The organism is Mesorhizobium sp. M1066 (genome assembly GCF_040318635.1).
GTDB lineage: Bacteria > Pseudomonadota > Alphaproteobacteria > Rhizobiales > Rhizobiaceae > Mesorhizobium.
Genome location: NZ_JAMYMR010000010.1, coordinates 19496 through 35796 on the forward strand (window position 1 = coordinate 19496; position 16301 = coordinate 35796).

16 protein-coding genes and 1 pseudogene are annotated in these 16301 nt (G+C 60.5%); 8 read left to right on the forward strand and 9 right to left on the reverse strand.

Translation table 11 applies throughout. The features are described from left to right. Window positions 1-2325 (reverse strand): FdhF/YdeP family oxidoreductase, encoded by a 2325-nt coding sequence (locus NKH52_RS15805; protein ID WP_352732149.1) that lies wholly within the window; start codon window positions 2323-2325, stop codon window positions 1-3. A gap of 1057 nt (window positions 2326-3382) precedes the next feature. On the opposite strand from NKH52_RS15805, the gene NKH52_RS15810 reads away from it, so the two are divergent. Both NKH52_RS15810 and NKH52_RS15815 read left to right on the forward strand, forming a co-directional pair. Then, window positions 3383-4351, forward strand: coding sequence for an aldo/keto reductase (locus NKH52_RS15810; protein ID WP_352732088.1), 969 nt, complete (start codon window positions 3383-3385; stop codon window positions 4349-4351). Between the two features lie 14 nt (window positions 4352-4365). Then, the gene (locus NKH52_RS15815; protein ID WP_352732085.1) at window positions 4366-4962 is read left to right on the forward strand and encodes an NADPH-dependent FMN reductase; all 597 of its coding nucleotides are present in this window, start codon (window positions 4366-4368) and stop codon (window positions 4960-4962) included. 389 nt (window positions 4963-5351) lie between these two features. Here the strand turns inward: NKH52_RS15815 and NKH52_RS15820 are convergent, their stop codons facing one another. After that, the gene (locus tag NKH52_RS15820; RefSeq protein WP_352732083.1) at window positions 5352-6809 is read right to left on the reverse strand and encodes an MHYT domain-containing protein; all 1458 of its coding nucleotides are present in this window, start codon (window positions 6807-6809) and stop codon (window positions 5352-5354) included. Between NKH52_RS15820 and NKH52_RS15825 the strand changes: the two genes are divergently transcribed. Next, window positions 6787-7473 (forward strand): hypothetical protein, encoded by a 687-nt coding sequence (locus NKH52_RS15825; protein WP_352732080.1) that lies wholly within the window; start codon window positions 6787-6789, stop codon window positions 7471-7473. The genes NKH52_RS15820 and NKH52_RS15825 overlap by 23 nt on opposite strands. A gap of 177 nt (window positions 7474-7650) precedes the next feature. On the opposite strand, the gene NKH52_RS15830 is transcribed toward NKH52_RS15825, so the two are convergent. Next, the gene (locus NKH52_RS15830) at window positions 7651-7815 is read right to left on the reverse strand and encodes a hypothetical protein (protein ID WP_352732078.1); all 165 of its coding nucleotides are present in this window, start codon (window positions 7813-7815) and stop codon (window positions 7651-7653) included. A gap of 123 nt (window positions 7816-7938) precedes the next feature. Between NKH52_RS15830 and NKH52_RS15835 the strand changes: the two are divergent. After that, window positions 7939-8067: pseudogene (locus tag NKH52_RS15835) on the forward strand (pyrroloquinoline-quinone synthase PqqC); the annotation flags it as partial. Between the two features lie 17 nt (window positions 8068-8084). On the opposite strand, the gene NKH52_RS15840 reads toward NKH52_RS15835, so the two are convergent. The 5 genes from NKH52_RS15840 to NKH52_RS15860 all read right to left on the reverse strand — a co-directional run bounded on the left by NKH52_RS15840 (window position 8085) and on the right by NKH52_RS15860 (window position 11657). Beyond that, window positions 8085-8354 (reverse strand): thiaminase II/PqqC family protein, encoded by a 270-nt coding sequence (locus NKH52_RS15840; protein ID WP_352732075.1) that lies wholly within the window; start codon window positions 8352-8354, stop codon window positions 8085-8087. A gap of 121 nt (window positions 8355-8475) precedes the next feature. Beyond that, window positions 8476-8928 carry an MBL fold metallo-hydrolase gene (locus NKH52_RS15845; RefSeq protein WP_352732072.1) on the reverse strand — a complete coding sequence of 151 codons (453 nt, stop codon included), beginning with the start codon at window positions 8926-8928 and terminating at the stop codon, window positions 8476-8478. Next, the gene (locus NKH52_RS15850) at window positions 8925-9350 is read right to left on the reverse strand and encodes an MBL fold metallo-hydrolase (RefSeq protein ID WP_352732070.1); all 426 of its coding nucleotides are present in this window, start codon (window positions 9348-9350) and stop codon (window positions 8925-8927) included. Before NKH52_RS15850 ends, NKH52_RS15845 begins: the two co-directional genes overlap by 4 nt. Before the next feature lie 499 nt (window positions 9351-9849). Further along, complete coding sequence (locus NKH52_RS15855) at window positions 9850-11178, reverse strand: PQQ-dependent sugar dehydrogenase (protein ID WP_352732146.1); 1329 nt, start codon at window positions 11176-11178, stop codon at window positions 9850-9852. Window positions 11179-11204: 26 nt separating this feature from the next. Next, window positions 11205-11657, reverse strand: a complete 453-nt coding sequence (locus NKH52_RS15860; RefSeq protein WP_352732067.1) for a DUF2231 domain-containing protein — start codon at window positions 11655-11657, stop codon at window positions 11205-11207. 312 nt (window positions 11658-11969) lie between these two features. Between NKH52_RS15860 and soxC the strand changes: the two genes are divergently transcribed. Further along, window positions 11970-13259, forward strand: a complete 1290-nt coding sequence (gene soxC / locus NKH52_RS15865; protein ID WP_352732143.1) for a sulfite dehydrogenase — start codon at window positions 11970-11972, stop codon at window positions 13257-13259. After that, window positions 13246-13785, forward strand: coding sequence for a c-type cytochrome (locus NKH52_RS15870; protein ID WP_352732065.1), 540 nt, complete (start codon window positions 13246-13248; stop codon window positions 13783-13785). Before soxC ends, NKH52_RS15870 begins: the two co-directional genes overlap by 14 nt. 24 nt (window positions 13786-13809) lie before the next feature. On the opposite strand, the gene NKH52_RS15875 is transcribed toward NKH52_RS15870, so the two are convergent. Beyond that, a complete protein-coding gene (locus NKH52_RS15875) occupies window positions 13810-14376 on the reverse strand; it encodes a cupin domain-containing protein (protein WP_352732063.1) in 567 nt (188 codons plus the stop codon). Between the two features lie 299 nt (window positions 14377-14675). On the opposite strand from NKH52_RS15875, the gene NKH52_RS15880 reads away from it, so the two are divergent. Together NKH52_RS15880 and NKH52_RS15885 are read left to right on the forward strand one after the other, a co-directional pair. Further along, entirely contained in the window at window positions 14676-15320 is a 645-nt protein-coding gene (locus NKH52_RS15880) for a 2Fe-2S iron-sulfur cluster-binding protein (RefSeq protein WP_352732061.1), read from the forward strand. After that, a complete protein-coding gene (locus NKH52_RS15885) occupies window positions 15317-16300 on the forward strand; it encodes an FAD binding domain-containing protein (protein ID WP_352732059.1) in 984 nt (327 codons plus the stop codon). Before NKH52_RS15880 ends, NKH52_RS15885 begins: the two co-directional genes overlap by 4 nt. Window position 16301 lies beyond the last annotated feature (1 nt).

Here is a 16301-nt window from a genome sequence, read left to right on the forward strand (position 1 = left end):
TCATACTCCTGGCCGAACCACGTGCTCGGTCGTCATCTCATGACCTTGCGATCGGACCAGGCGGATTTGGATGGCCTTTGAAGATGGCGTGAAGCTGCTTGGATCATGCAAATACAGTGGCACCAGCGGATTCGTCTCAGGATAATAGGCCGCGCAGCAGCCGTCCGGGAATGCGTAGGGGACGATCCTGAACTCTCGTACGGCACGCTCGATGCCGTCGGTCGACTGTGTCACGAGATCGACGCGATCATCAGCTTTCAGTCCGCGTTTATCCATCTCCCTTTGGTTGATAAACAGCACGTCGCGCTGTCCAAAGACGCCGCGATATCGATCGGAAAGCGAGTATATCGTGGTGTTGTACTGGTCGTGGCTGCGGACCGTGGTAAGCCACAGCCCATCAGTGTCTCGCTGTTTCGGATCTTCTCCAACACCTTCAAACAGCAGAAAATTGGCCCGGCCCGATGGCGTCATCCAGATGCGCTCGCGCGCCGTCGAGGTAAGATGAAATCCTCCAGGAACTCTGATACGGGCATTGTAGGCCTGGAAAATCGGGAACACGTCCTCGATCGCCTCACGAATGAGATCGTAGTCTGCAACCAACCCGTCCCAATCAACGACCGACCGTGCCCCAAGCGTCGCCTTCGCCAATGCGGCGACAATGGCCGGTTCGCTCAACAGATGCTCGGACGCCGGCCGATTCCGGCCCGCTGACGCGTGCACCATCGACATGGAATCCTCGACGGTGATGGACTGAGGGCCTGTCGCCTGGTTGTCGACCTCGGTGCGTCCCAGACACGGAAGGATCAGCGCTTCGCGACCGATAATCAAATGGCTGCGGTTGAGTTTGGTCGATATCTGAACCGTCAGATCAAGGCTGCGAATCGCGTTTTGTGTTTGCTGCCAATCCGGAATCGCCGCCGCGAAATTGCCTCCCATGGCGACGAAGACCTTCACTTCGCCGCGAACCATGGCTTCAAGAGCGGTCACCACATTGTGGCCGTGAGCACGGGGTGGTTTGAAGCCGAACCTGCGCTCCAGTCGGTCAAGGAACTCATCTGAGGGACTTTCCGTGATGCCAACCGTGCGGTCGCCCTGCACATTGGAGTGACCCCGCACTGGGCAGACGCCGGCGCCAGGCTTGCCGACATTGCCGCGCATGAGCGCCAGGTTGGCGATCTGCTGCACGTTCTGCGTGCCTCTGGAATGTTGGACGATGCCCATTCCGTAGACGAGGATCGCCTTATCGGCACGCATATAGACCTCGGCCGCCGCTGTAATATCGGCTTGGGTTAGCCCGGACATGCGTTCGATCGCGTCCCATGGCGTGGCACGAAGATCGGCAACAACCGCGTCAAGACCCTGCGTGTGGCCGTGAATGAAATCCCAGTCGAGCTCGAGCGGCTTATCGGTGGCAACAGCGGATTCGTCCGCCTCGACAAGCACCTTCATCATTCCCTTCAGAACGGCGACATCTCCACCAACGCGGACCTGGTAGAGCCTGGAGCTGATCGGTGTCGACGTCATCGTCATCATTTCGATCGGGTTTTGCGGCGCCTGAAAGCGCTCCAGAGCGCGCTCGCGGAACGGGTTGAACGAAATGATCGCCGCCCCACGCCGTGATGCGTTATGAAGGCTGGTCATCATGCGTGGACTGTTGGTGCCTGGGTTCTGGCCAAATATGAAGATTGCGTCGGCAAGGTCGAAATCTTCCAAAAGGCAAGTGCCTTTGCCGACGCCGACAGATTGCGGCAAGCCTACACTTGTCGCTTCATGGCACATGTTGGAGCAGTCCGGAAAATTGTTGGTGCCGAACTCCCGCACAAAGAGCTGGTACAGGAATGCCGCCTCGTTCGATGTCCTGCCCGATGTATAGAACTCAGCGGCGTTCGCGTCGGCAAGGCCGTTCAGATGGCGCCCGATCAAGGCAAAGGCATCATTCCAGTCGATCGGCAGGTAGCGGTCGGAAGCGTAGTCATAAACCATCGGTTCGGTGATGCGGCCTTGCATTTCCAGATCATAGTCACTCCAGCCTTCAAGTTCGCTCACGGTATGCGCTGCAAAGAATGCCGGCGTGCAACGCCTCGCCGTAGCCTCCCAGGCGACTGCCTTCGCACCGTTTTCACAGAATTCAAAAGATGATGTGTGTTTGGGGTCGGGCCAAGCACAGCCTGGACAATCAAAGCCCGTCGGCTGGTTCATGCGCAGGAGCGTCGTCGAGCCACTGAGGCCGATGCCCTGCTCCGTCAGAGCTGTTCCGGTCGCTCGTAACGCGCCCCAGCCTCCGGCCGCGGATTTGTAGGGCTCGATCGACTTCCTGTGTGCCATGCGCGGAAATCCTTGAGATTGTGTGCGAAGTGTTGCGCTCAAGCGAAGAAATGTCTTTCGAGAACGCCGCCCTAATTCGAGTTTCGCCCGTTTTGCCGACAGCTTTGTCATTGACGCAGTCACCGGCGTGTCAATCGCTGATCCCGCGTGCGGCGCCATCTCGGTCAGCTGTTCTCGGCCAATCAAAGCGCGCCCGGCGGATATCCTCCGGCAAAAATTCTCAACTACGGCTGCCCAAATAGGTTACTCAGCCATACCTATGGATGATTAATATCAATGGAAAAAGCTATGTATGGGTTCGAATGAATTCCAGTGCGGCGGGCTGTTCTGAACCGGCTGATTGCATAGAACTTCGTGTCAATATAGTTCAGACAAATGCATGACAAATCCATGATTGAGAAAAATGCAAGACCTATCGAGAAGACCATGCAGAGATCGTCAAAGTACTGTCACTGGTGCGGAGGTCTGAACCATCCAAAATCACATTACTATCTCGACAACTTCACAAAACGCTTTTGTGCGATGCGTTGCAGGTCCGCCTGCAAGGCGGAGATGGAGCAAAAGAATGAAATGCCTGAGTTGCGCTTGTGAGACGAAAACACCTCACCAGTACTATTTCTGCTCCCAGGAATGTTTCGGCGAAACGACCCGCAACACCAACTGGAGGATGTTCAGCGATGGACTTCCGCCTAGTGGCCGTCCTGTTGGCAGCGAGTCCCGCGCTGGCCGAACTCCAAACGTCCCACGTCCCAGTTCGCCCTTCCGAGGGCAACTGCGGACAGGGGCACGAGAAGTGGCACCCCATCTAGCTGGGCTTGCATAAAGGGTACCTGAACACCGCAGTTCGCGGAACGTAACCGCCACACATTTGCGTGGCAGGGAACAGCGTCCACGGTTCATACCTCCCTGACAACGGGACCTGATCTCGCTGTCGGAAGGATGGAAATGAAGGACGCAATTTTGCATTGGTGCACACAGGAGCTACGACGTGGATACATTTCAACGGTCGACATCAGTCGCAAAGGGTTTACCGATCCGCCGCTTGGGCTGCACCGACATGGCGATCACCCGCGTCGGGTTCGGCGCCTGGGCGATTGGCGGAGGCGATTGGGCCGTTGGTTGGGGTGCACAGGACGATGGTGACTCGATCACTGCGATCCGCCATGCGGTGGAACGCGGTATCAATTGGATGGACACGGCGGCTATTTACGGCCTCGGCCACTCGGAAGAGGTCGTGCGGCGAGCGCTCGCTGAGATCCCGGCCAATGAGCGGCCGTACGTTTTCACCAAATGTGGTCTCGTCTGGGATGAAAACAATCGCCAGGCCCTGCCTCGGCAAGTCGGCGCAACCGACAGCATCCGCCGCGAGGTGGAGGCCTCGTTGAAGCGCCTCGGCGTTGAGCGCATCGATCTCTACCAGATGCACTGGCCGGCCGAGGACGGTACGCCGCTTGAAGTGTATTGGCAAACCCTCCTCGACCTGAAGAAGGAGGGCAAGGTGCGCGCCATCGGCCTTTCCAACCACAGTGCCGTGCAGTTGGAAACGGCCGAGAGCCTGGGCCATGTCGACACGTTGCAGCCGCCGTTTTCGGCGATCCGGCGCGATGTCGCCAAGGCCGAACTGCCGTGGTGCCACGGCCATGAGACCGGCGTCATTGTCTATAGCCCGATGCAATCCGGCCTACTTACCGGCCACTTCACGATCGCGCGCGCCCAAGCCCTCCCTAAAGACGACTGGCGATCCCGCGATGCGGAATTCTCCGGCGAAAAGCTTGCCCGAAACCTGGCGTTCACCGATGCGTTAAATCCGATCGCGCAGCGTCACAGCACCAGCGTTGCCGCGGTTGCGATTGCCTGGACGCTGGCTTGGCCGGGGGTAACGGGCGCGATCGTCGGCGCCCGCAGCCCGGCTCAGGTGGACGGCTGGTTTGACGCGGCCAGCCTCGAATTGACCGGCCAGGATTTAGCCGAGATCGCTGCCGCCATCGAAGCGACCGGCGCTGGTTCGGGTCCCTTGCAGCCCTAAGAGTGATTGGACCGATGACGATGATAGAGGCACGTAGTCAGACGCGGCTCCTCGGCTTGCCTGGGAGTCTGCGCCAAGGTTCTTACTCCCTTGCCGTTCTGCGAGGTCTCCAACTGGCATTGGGGCCGACGGTTGATCTCCAGATTGGCGATCTGCGGCTGCCGCTTTACGACCAGGACCAAGATGGACCGTCGACACCGCAGACCGTACAGGCATTCAGACAAGCCGTTGCGGAAAACGACGGGGTTGTGATCGCAACGCCGGAGTACAATCACGGCATCCCGGGTGTTCTCAAGAACGCGCTTGACTGGGCGTCGAGGCCGCTCGGTCGGTCGGCGTTGACCGGCAAACCGGTGCTCGTCATCTCAGTGTCGCCGGCCTTCACCGGCGGCGTTCGTGCCCAGGCGCAGGCCAACGAGACGCTCCTCGCCATCCAGTCACGTCCCGTTCCTGGTCCGCAGGTCGTCATCGGTAACGTCGTCGACAAGATCAGGGATGGACAATTGGTCGACGAGTCCAGCCTGCGCTTCGCCCTGTCGGCGATCGATCGTTTGATTGTCCTGTGCCCAGGCATTCGTCAGGCCGAATATGCGCACCCGTCGTTGAGTTGAGGTCGGGATATATCCAAATGCTGCGGTGAAACGAGCCGTAGACTAACACGCGGCGGGTGTTTCGCGTTGACATTGTGGTAGTTTGGAAGGCGATCTCCAGATCGATCAACGAAACTTCCGCTAAGCGGCAGAAGCGAACCTTCCACGGGAATCTATGTACTGGGCATCTCATGGGCGGACCAAGGTCACCTTCGGGTCAGGTGTTGCCTTCGGACGTTAGTAGGAACCGCCGGACCAATAGCGACTTTGGCGGCGACCTGTCAGACTCGTTCCGGCCATTGTCCGGATGCCGTCGACAAGCACGTGATCTGCGTCCTCGTAGAGCCGCGCATCACAGCGGCGAAGGGGCTCGTTGTCCTCGCCTCGCGGCTCGTGCTGCGCATAGAACGTCATGCGGCCTGCTCCGGTCGCAAGGGCAAGGCAAACTGAACCGTGGCCCCCGGCCCCACATTGGGTGACGCCCAGATCGTTCCGCCGTGGCTCTCGACTATAGAGCGGCAGATCGACAGCCCCATGCCCATGCCGCTCGGCTTGGTGCTGTAGAACGCCTCGAAGATCCTCCTGACGCTTTGCGGATCAATGCCGACTCCCGTGTCCCGGATGGCTATCAGCACCTGCCCGGGGCCATGCCTTTGCGACCGTATGTCAAGCGCGCGCGGCCGGCTGTCGACCGAGGCCATGGCGTCCACTCCATTGACCAGCAAGTTGATGATCACCTGCTGCAACTGGACCCGGTCACCGAGCACGGCCGGCAGCGTTGGAGCCAGTTCCAGGCGCAGCGATACCTGGTGTTTGAGCACCTCGTGCTGCACCAGCGGGATCACCTCGCTGATCGCGTCGTTGATGTTCAGCGCCACCTTCCGAGTCTCGGTCCTTTTAGAAAGCGCGCGAAGTCGATGGATGATCTCGCCTGCTCGCTTGCCATTGCTGATCATGTCATGAAGAGCCTCGCGCACCTCGACCAGATCCGGCACCTCGCGGTCGAGCAACCGCAAGCCGACCTCGCCATTGGTCACGATGGCGGCGAGTGGCTGGTTGACTTCATGGGCGATCGAGGCGGTCAGTTCGCCCAGCGTCGCCACGCGTGTGATATGCGCCAGCTCCGCCTGCGACTGGCGCAGCGCTTCTTCGGCGCGCTTCTGCTCGGACAAGGATGCGACCAACGCGCAAGCCAGAATAACGAACGTAACGCTGGCAACCGCCACCGCTAGATTGGTTTGATCGAGATTTGCATTTCCTGGGGCGTCGTGAACCGAGCCGTGAGTGGTAAAAATGGCCGCTCCCATAGCCGTGTAGTGCATGCCGGAAATGGCCAGGCCCATGACAATGGCCGCAACGAGCTTTTGTCCAGGAGCCGTGGTTCGAAATGCCAGCCATAGTGACGCCGTCGCCGCGCCAATCGCTACGACCAGTGAGAGCGCAACAAATAAGTAGTCGTAGCTAAGCTGAGGGCCCTGCATCGCCGCCATGCCGATGTAGTGCATAGCCGCAATGCCAAGTCCCATGCAGATGCCGCTGAGCATGAGGCGAAGCGGCGATGCCGTCCGGCGACTGATGACGTAAAAAGCGCCGCCGGTTACGAAGATCGCAACCGCGAGCGAAAGCGTGGTCAATCCGATGTCGTAGGACATCGGAGTCGGCATGCTGAAGGCGAGCATGGCAACGAAGTGCATCGACCATATTCCGCCCCCCATTGTGATCGCGGCCGCCGCCAGCCACAGCTGACGTACAAGTCCTCGCGTGGGTGCCACGTGCCCCCCGAGATCGAGCGCAGTGTAAGACGCGAAGAGGGCGACCAGAATCGAAAAACCGACGAGATACGGATTGTGTGTTCCGGTAACGATCATCGAGATCGGCCCAATTTTCAGATCCGAGTCCGGTGGGCGATCTATCCGCCAAAGTGCCCGAAGAGCTTACCACAATTCGATCCTGGAGACCACCGGCTCAACCCAGGATGCAGGGCTGCGGTACGCACCGAAGTTCGAACAGCTTGCCGAGCATTTGCGCGATGAAAAGCTGGAAGGGGATGGACGAAAACAACGTCCATCATTTCCACACGCGCTCACGGCCCAGTTTTTCAACCCACGCGACTGCCGACAGAACCGCTGCTCGACAACGATCCGAACATCGCGAAGCAAACCCGGCGCTCGAACGAGCGCGGATCGCACGGTGACGAAGCGCAATCCCGCAGAAGTTTTCCAAATCTGGTTACGGAGATCTGTCTCGACAACCATGCGCGTCTGGCAGGCCGGGTTGTGGCGGGGCTATGCGGCGATAGACGAAGCTTTCAGCGACGTTGTCGCCGTGGCTTCTGAAACGGCGGTTGTGAGGACCGTCTATGAACTTTCCCACCCGAGCGTGGATCGGCGACTTGATGCAAGCTGGGTCTGTGGCGGCGGGATCGCCGGCAATCGGGCACCGCCGGACATCGGCAGCCGCCCCAGTCGATCTCGCGCGGTTCGCAGCCACTACACGGCTCCTGCATCCAATCCGTTCCGTGGAAAGCGTTGAACAACGGTGAATCGGCCAGCGTGCGTGGCCCGAAACGTTCGAAGCGTAATGACGGGATCGTCTGTGCGGCGTGGCACGGCAACACAGTGCCGTCGGGTGCGACCATGAAAGCGTCATGCGCCCAGCCGCCCATGCAGGGCTTGGGGTAGATCGCGAAATAATCCGGTGTGACTAAATCTATATGTTCATGATCCCACGCAGCCGCTCATAGGCGGCTTCAACAATTTCCACTTGCCGCTCGACGGAAGCGCGGCTTGGCATCAACGCATAGGGACATTGCAGCGGGAAGCGATGGGTCAGTTCTGCCAGCATGGCGATCGGAGGAAGCAACGGCTCGTTCACAGCTTCACCAGCAACTTGTCGGACCATTCTTGGAGGAAGGCAGTGACGTCGCGGGTCACTTTTCTCTCCTGTGCGTCATCTGCGAGATCGGCCATGATCTGGCCAACCGCGGAGCGACAGGATCGTTTCGCGGTCGCCGCCCATCTTTCTTTCTGCGCCAACCGGACGCTCGAGGCGGTCGCCTCGTCGCTGACGGAATTGTTCTCACCGATGATCATCGGTGAGCGCGTGCCGGCCATGCTGGCGAAATACCACCGACCACAGCGAAATCATCGCTCTCGTGTCGCCGGCCTCCCGCTTTCCACGGCATCCGCATCGAGACCGAGCGAGGACGCGAGATGCAGCCAGCGTGCCGCGCCGCCGCTTCGGCCGTCGTCGCCGTCATGGTCCTCTATGCGCTTGCGCCACGCCGCCCGAAAGGTCGGATCGTCGGCGCGTGCGAGGATCATGGCGTCCTTGCGGGGAATGACCGCCTGGTAGCAGTAACGATTCAACGCCCAGGCCTGCATCTCGATCTTCGACAGGGAGCCTGCGGTCATCCCCTGTGGTGGAAGAGGTGGCGGTTGTGATAGCGCTCGGCACCTACCTGCCGCAGCACGGCTTCCCAGTCCCGTTGCGGACAGTCCGCTTCTGGCCACGCCATGGAAACAGCTCACAATTCTATCTCATGCCGTCATGTGCGACTTCCCAGCCCATCGCCTTGACTGCCGCATGTTCGGGCGAGTTTCCGTCGAGAACCGGATTGGTGTTGTTGATGTGGATAAAGACTCGGCGTCCGATCTTCACGCTGGCCAGCCCGGCGAGCCCGTTTCTTCGACATTGCCAGATGTCGCATGCGCGTGCCGGTCTTGTCTCCAACGCGGCCGCGATCATTTGCTCGTTGGTGTGGACGGTGCCGTCGAACAGGAGGCAGGCAGCCTTCCAGACGCGAGCGCAAAACCCCGTCCATGCGGGCGCAGCCGAAATATAGAAGGCCGAGCCGCCACCATTGTGTCCGGTGGTGCGTACCCCGATCGTATCGCCCTTGTCGGAACTGAAATCGGCTTCCGGCAGGGTGGAATCCTCCAGGTAGAGCGCCACCTTTCCAGGCACCGCGAAGCTCTCGATCGTCACGCAGTGGCCCGGCCGTTCGCATCGCAAATCTTCAAGTCGCCTTCCGGCGGGAGTACACGCCGCGCCACGATTGCCGGATCGAGTGCGTTGAAAATTGAAATCGCCTGAAGTACCGCCAGAACCTGCGCCGCTGCATAGATGGTGAAAGGGTGGCGCTCGCGCAGGGTGAGCAGGCCGGCGACGTGATCGACATCGGCATTGGTAAGCAGCACCGCTCGGATCGGCGTAGAGCGCATCGGCGCGTCGGCGCTAGGCTGCAATTCAGCGGTTTTTGCGCGATCTGTTGGCGGATGTCGGGGGAGGCGTTGAAAAGAACCCAGTCGCGTCCGTTGACGGATGCAGCCAGGCTCGATTGCGTCCGCTGGGAAATGCCCGCTGCCCCGGCACGGGCCGTACGGCTCATCCGGTAGTTGCAGTTCCACTGGGGAAAACCGCCGCCTGCCGCCGATCCGACGATCCTCGGACGCATGGCGGTTTCCACGTCGCGGCGTTCTCTATGGTCCATGAAAATCGCAATCGTGGAAGCGTCACGGCCGACATCGTGCGCGTCAAGGCCTGTCATGGGTTTACCCGGTGGGGAAGGTGCGTGCCCCTGACCGGGGACACGCACTTCTGCAGCCTATTTCTTGGGAGTCATTCTTGCAGGCAGATACCGCGATATTTCCAGGCTTGCGGGGACCTGGCACATGCTCGGTTTGGTCCAGTTCTTCTTCATGTTTTCTCCTGTTGCGCCGGCCCGAAAGGACCGATCCGGCCGCTGATCAGCCATTGCGAGTCATCGGTGTGCAAGGCTCGTCCATCACTTTGAAAATGGACAAATGAAACAAAACGTCCTGAAAACTCGAAACCGAATCCGGCGGCTCGTCCGATGCTGTTCTTGCGGATCGCTGCAGCCGGATGCTTGTTCGATCGCCTGTTGCGTCAATTGTTGGACGCGGTCGGGGAACCGTTCGACGACACCCGCCATACGGTGTCGCCCAGGTCGTCCGCTACCAACAGTCCGCCGGATCGATCGACCGCCAAACCAACAGGCCGTCCGCGCGCCTGGTTGCTCGCATCGAGAAAGCCGGTGACGACGTCCTGCGCCGGGCCGCTGGGGCGTCCGCCGCTAAACGGCACGAAAACCACCTTGTAGCCATTAAGGGGGGTTCGATCCCAGCTTCCATGTTCGCTTACGAACGCGCCGCCGCGGTAGCTTGGGGGAAGGTTGGTGCCCGCATACATCGCTACACCCAACGGCGCCACGTGAGAGCTCAAGGCGTAGTCCGGCGGGATCGCGGTAGCCACCAGGTCCGGTCGCTGCGGTTGGACCCGCGGGTCGAGGTGCTGGCCGTAATAACTATAGGGCCAGCCGTAGAAAGCTCCGTCCCGAACCGAGGTCAGATAGTCTGGAACCAGGTCGGGACCGATCTCGTCGCGCTCGTTGACGACGGCCCAGAGCTTGCCGGTCACCGGCTCCCAGGCAAGCCCGGTCGGATTGCGCAGGCCGCTGGCGAAGATACGATGGGCGCCCGATGCACGGTCGACCTCCCAGATCGCAGCTCTTTCATATTCGGCCCCAATTCCGTTTTCAGTGATGTTGCTGTTTGATCCGACCCCTACATAGAGCTTGGAGCCATCCGGGCTGGCCACCATACTTTTTGTCCAATGATGATCGATGGGTCCACCTGGCAGGTCGGTGAGCTTGGTGCCGGTGGCACTGATGCTGGTTTGCCCGTCCTGATAGGGATAGCGGACGATTCCGTCGGTGTTGGCAACGTAGAGATCATGGCCAACCAACGCGACGCCAAAGGGTGAATTGAGGTGGTCCAGGAAAACGGTTCGCAGCTCGGGAACGCCGTCGCCATTGGTATCGCGGAGCAGCGTGATGCGATTTCCGCCCTCGGCGGTTGCGCCGGCGTACCAGGTGACCCAGCTTTGAACTATGTCCTTGGGGCGGTAGATCGGTGCTTTCGGACCATTGCTTTCAACCACCAACACGTCCCCGTTGGGAAGAGTGTAGAGGGATCTTGGATGCTCAAAGCCGGTGGCGAAAGCATGGACCTGCAATCCCGCCGGCACCGTCGGAGTTTCGTGTCCCCATGCGACGACTTTCGCGACCTTTATCGGCGGTACCAAAAACTGCTGCAGCGCGGGCAGCACGGGATTGGCACCGACCTGTTTGCTGGGGTCGCCGCCACCATTGTCACAGCCGGCGAGACCCAGCCCGGCAACAGCGGCAACGAGAGAGGCCAGCCGAGGCCGCTTCATCGAATGTGCAATTTCGACAGCGTGCATCATATTCTTGCTCCAATGCGATGGCGATATCCCGAGCCGACCCAGGCACCGATCAACAGGATGATGATGGTGAGGGCGGAAAGCGTCAGGCCCGTTGGCACAACTGCCGTGTAGCCGTCGCGGCTGTGGACGAAGGCATTTATCAGCGAGAGCAGAACGGCGAGCGCATAGCCAACCGCGTAAGGCAAGGCAAGCGTACGGCTTCGCTTGCCGCGGACAAAGTCGATCACGAAAGCTATGACCGCAACGCCTGCCAGGACGAGGCCGGCCGTGATCAGCCAGATGGAGAACGTCTCCCACGTCACGGCTACGGTCTGCCAATAGACGATATCGGTGACCAAAGCGCCTACGAAACAGGCGATGGAAAACGCCACCAATATCGGAAGAATCGCTTGTCGTGCGACGGCCAAGTCCATCCGGTCGGGTGAAGTGCTGGTGCTATCGGTTGTCATTGTAGTGCCATCCGGTTACCCAAGTTATACCCCGAACGTAACCGTAGCTCGATGATCCGGACTATTGAACGAAGGCTTATCTATCCGTTACGTCCGGTTGAGAAGGGAATACTTAGGTTTAGGGTCGGTTGCCTAACGGCAAGAATGACGCAAGAGCAGCAATCCTCGGCAAGCGGTGCCTTGCCCAGATGAATTAAAATCCGTGGACGCGCCGGTCGCCATAGCTCCACACAATAACGGCTGGTCAACGCCTTGCTTGCCGATGGTGTCCCGTTTGCTCGATCGCCGCTGTGTTCGAATGGAGGATACGCGATGACCTTGCCAACCGACGTCGACAATGATCTTGGCCTGACATCACGCCGGCGGTTTCTGCGCGAAGGTGGTGCGTTGCTGGGCGGAGCCTTTGTCGCGGGCAGCCTCGCGGGCAACGAAGCGCTGGCCGCAAGCGATAGTGCTGACAATCTTCCGCCCAACATTCCAGAATGGATGAAAGCGCCCGGCGACCCGATGGGAAGCCAGCCCTATGGAACGCCTTCGCCGTTCGAGAAGGGCGTCATCAAGAATATCCCGAAGAATCTGCCGCAGTATCTGTCCGCATCGGGACGGACGCCGCTGCAGGATCTCGATGGTATCATCACGCCAAACGGACTGTTCTACGAGCGCCATCATAGCGGGGTGCCCACGATTGATCCGGCGCAGCATCGACTGATGCTGCATGGCCTGGTGGACAAGCCTCTGATCTTCACCATGGATGACATCCGGCGCTTCCCTTCGGAATCGCATATCTATTTTCTCGAGTGCTCCGGCAATCCCTCCTACAAGAAACCCTACGGCAAGACGGCATCCGACCTTGTCGGTCTCGTGAGTTGCGCCGAATGGACCGGGGTCAGCCTGAAGGTCGTTCTGCAGGAAGCAGGACTGCAGCCAGGCGCGAAATGGGTCGTCGCCGAAGGCGCGGATGCTGCAGCGATGACACGCAGCATTCCGATCGAAAAATGTCTCGACGACGCGATGTTGATCTACAGCCAGAACGGCGAGCGGCTACGCCCGCAGCAAGGTTATCCGCTGCGGCTTCTGCTGCCGGGTTTTGAGGGCAACATGAGCATAAAGTGGCTGCGCCGTCTGCACGTCACTGCGGAACCGACTTACTCGCGCGAAGAAACATCCAAATACACCGACCTGATGCCAGACGGATCGGCACGTGACTTCACGTTCTACATGGAAGCCAAGTCCATCATCACGCGGCCCTCGGGCGGCCAACGGCTGAGCACACCGGGTTTTCACGAGATCAGGGGTATCGCCTGGAGCGGACATGGCAAGGTCAAGCGGGTCGAGGTTTCGGTCGATGACGGCAAGAGCTGGCAAGACGCGCAGCTGCAGGAGCCGGTGCTGACGCGGGCGCTGACGCGCTTCAGGCTTCCCTGGCAATGGGGAGGTGAACCGGCCGTGATTCAAAGCCGAGCAACAGACGAGACGGGTTACGTCCAGCCGACATTGGCCGAGCTGCTCGCGGTGCGTGGCGACAATTATTATTACCACAACAACGCCATTTGGCCGTGGCGCATCGCAGCGGATGGCGAGGTGTCCAATGGCAACGCGTGAGTTTTGTATCGCGGTGCTCGCCGTGCTTGGGCTGACATGCGTTCCGCGCGCTCAGGCGCAAGGCCCCTACGGCATCGGTCGATCAGCAACGCCGGCTGAGATTGCGGGCTGGAACATCGATATCGATCGCGACGGCAAAAACCTTCCGCCGGGAAGTGGCAGTGTCAGTCAGGGCCGTATGGTGTTCGATCAGCAATGCGCGTCCTGTCACGGCGCAAAGGGCGAGGGCGGGCTTGGCGACAAACTGGTCGGCGGGAAAGGCACGCTGGCGACGCCAAATCCGGTCAAAACCGTTGGCAGCTATTGGCCGTACGCCCCGACATTGTTCGACTACATCCGCCGCGCGATGCCGCTGACGGCGCCGCAATCGCTGAGCGACGAGGATGTCTACGCGATCTCCGCCTACATCCTCAATCTGAACGGACTGCTTCCGGCGGATGCAACGCTCGACGCCAAGACACTGAGCGCGATCGAGATGCCGAACCGGAGCATGTTCGTAGGCGATCCCCGTCCCGACGTGCCATGACGTGTCTCACGCGAAGCGTAACCGTCATGGCCACGTATGATCAGGGAGGTTCACCACGATTGGCGTTGGGGTGCTCCTGACGACCACCCAGTGAAAAGGCTCCGAATCCGATGGATTGATCTCCATGTGTGGCAGGAACGCAGGCACATGAATGAAATCGCCGGCTTTCGCGCTCGCGGCGTATTCTCCCCTCACGCCCCAGCGAACTTTGCAGGTGCCCGATAAGACATAGGCAATCGTCTGCTGCTCTCCATGATGGTGGATGCCTGTACTGGCTCCAGGCATGACCTCGAACAGCCCGCCCCATATCGCCGATTGGATGCCGAGCTGCGGCGCGACCGCGGCCAGGCGGACGGAGCCAGGCGTCTGTGCCGTGCCCGCGTCGAAAGCGGTCGGGCTGACAATACGAATTGAGGGATATTCGGTCACCATGTCTATGGATGGCTCCTTGTCGGTGATGAAGACGGCCCCAGTTCGGGCACCGTTGCCGCGGGATTCAGCAGCGAGCCTCGCGGCGCGCTGCCATCCATCAATCGCGTTGAGCGCAGGTATACAGCTTTGCTCGCAGCCAGCTTCCTGTGATCCGATCAAAGCTGTTTTGCTTGTCCGAAATTGCTGGCTCTGCTTTTCGCTTGCGCCTTTTGCGACAGCAGCGTGCAGCGGCGCGTTCGAAGCGCCATCGCAGCGCGGCTGAGGTGCCTTCCTCGGCGGCTTGCGAAGAGCGCGCTCTCATCGTTTCTCAAAGGCCTCACCGACGGATACGCAAAACTCCAGTCCGACGAAAGTTTCCTGAAATCAACGCAAGACCGGGCCATATCGCGCAAATATGCGCGATTTCATTTTCGGGCAAACGGGTACGTCCTCATCCGCATCCAGTCGGAGACACTGCCATGGAAAGAGAACTCACTCTTCGCTCATCCATATCCCGGCGGCGGTTTCTTGGGACAGCCGGGGTTACGACCATGGTGCTGGCTTCGCCGGCAGCACTTGCCGAGCCCACCGCAGAACCCCCATCGTTGCCGAAAGAGAATGTCAGATTGAGCGTCAATGGGCGGCAGCACGCCCTTGATCTCGACCCCCGCACGACGTTGCTCGATACGCTGCGCGAGCACCTCGCCTTGACCGGCACGAAGAAAGGCTGCGACCAAGGGCAGTGCGGTGCCTGCACGGTAATCGTCAACGGACAGCGCATCAACAGCTGCCTGACGCTTGCGGTTATGCACGCCGGCGACGAGATCACCACCATCGAGGGTTTGGTGGAGGACGGCGATCTCCATCCGATGCAGGCTGCCTTTGTGCGCCATGATGGATTGCAATGCGGATACTGTACGCCCGGTCAGATTTGCTCGGCCGTCGCGTTGCTGGCCGAACACAAGGCGGGCTGGCCAAGCCATGTGACGGCGGATGTCGCGACCAGGCCAGCCCTGACGGATGCCGAGATCGCCGAGCGGATGAGCGGCAATATCTGCCGGTGCTCAGCCTATCCCAACATCGTTGCGGCAATCCGCGACGTGAACGAGGGAGGCCGCGGATGAAGCCGTTCCGTTACGAACGGGCAAGCGGAGTCGCTGCCGCCTGTGCCACTGCAGCCGCACCGGGAGCCAAGTTTATCGCCGGTGGCACCAACCTCATCGATCTCATGAAGCTGCAGATCGAAACGCCTGAACTGCTGGTCGACATCGGTCTCCTGCCGCTCGCCGACATCATCGAAAGCACGGGGGAGGGTGGTCTGCGCATCGGCGCGGGGGTCACGAACAGCGCGCTTGCCGCCGACATGCGCGTCCGCCGCCTCTATCCGCTGCTGTCGCAGGCGATCCTGGCGGGCGCCTCGACGCAGCTTCGCAACAAGGCCACGACCGGTGGGAATCTGCTCCAGCGCACGCGATGCCCCTACTTCTATGACACCACTAAACCGTGCAACAAACGTGTGCCGGGGTCCGGATGTGCGGCGCTGCACGGCATCAACCGGATGAACGCCGTGATGGGCGTGAGCGACGACTGCATCGCCGCGCATCCGTCCGATATGGCGGTCGCCATGACGGCACTCGACGCGCGGGTGGAGACCGTCGCCGCTGATGGCGCAATTCGGACCATCCCGATCGACGCGCTCTATCGAGCGCCCGGCAACACGCCCCATATTGAAACGGTTCTGGCACCGGGTGAGATGATCCGGTCGGTGCTGCTGCCGCCGCCGCCGAAGGGTCGTCAAGTCTATCGCAAGGTCCGCGATCGCGCCTCCTTCGCGTTCGCACTCGTTTCGGTCGCTGTCGTCGCAGAGCGCGAGGGTGACAGGGTGCGCGCCGCGCGCGTCGCGTTCGGCGGCCTGTCCTACAAGCCATGGCGATCGGTGGAAGCCGAAGCCTCGCTGGACGGCGCCTCGGCGACTCGAGCGTCTTTTGATGCCGCCGGCATAGCCGCGCTTAAAAGTGCACGCGGCTATGGCCACAACGACTTCAAGATCCCGCTCGCACGCCGAACGCTGCGGGCCACATTGGCCGACGCGGTCGGCGTCTGAG

Bases quoted from the DNA above. Each gene is read 5' to 3' on its own strand.
- NKH52_RS15855 (WP_352732146.1), bottom strand. From the start codon at position 11,178: ATGAAGCGGCCTCGGCTGGCCTCTCTCGTTGCCGCTGTTGCCGGGCTG.
- NKH52_RS15870 (WP_352732065.1), top strand. From the start codon at position 13,246: ATGGCAACGCGTGAGTTTTGTATCGCGGTGCTCGCCGTGCTTGGGCTG.
- NKH52_RS15815 (WP_352732085.1), top strand. From the start codon at position 4,366: ATGACGATGATAGAGGCACGTAGTCAGACGCGGCTCCTCGGCTTGCCT.
- NKH52_RS15860 (WP_352732067.1), bottom strand. From the start codon at position 11,657: ATGACAACCGATAGCACCAGCACTTCACCCGACCGGATGGACTTGGCC.
- NKH52_RS15880 (WP_352732061.1), top strand. From the start codon at position 14,676: ATGGAAAGAGAACTCACTCTTCGCTCATCCATATCCCGGCGGCGGTTT.
- NKH52_RS15840 (WP_352732075.1), bottom strand. From the start codon at position 8,354: ATGACCGCAGGCTCCCTGTCGAAGATCGAGATGCAGGCCTGGGCGTTG.
- NKH52_RS15805 (WP_352732149.1), bottom strand. From the start codon at position 2,325: ATGGCACACAGGAAGTCGATCGAGCCCTACAAATCCGCGGCCGGAGGC.
- NKH52_RS15820 (WP_352732083.1), bottom strand. From the start codon at position 6,809: ATGATCGTTACCGGAACACACAATCCGTATCTCGTCGGTTTTTCGATT.
- soxC (WP_352732143.1), top strand. From the start codon at position 11,970: ATGACCTTGCCAACCGACGTCGACAATGATCTTGGCCTGACATCACGC.
- NKH52_RS15810 (WP_352732088.1), top strand. From the start codon at position 3,383: ATGGCGATCACCCGCGTCGGGTTCGGCGCCTGGGCGATTGGCGGAGGC.
- NKH52_RS15885 (WP_352732059.1), top strand. From the start codon at position 15,317: ATGAAGCCGTTCCGTTACGAACGGGCAAGCGGAGTCGCTGCCGCCTGT.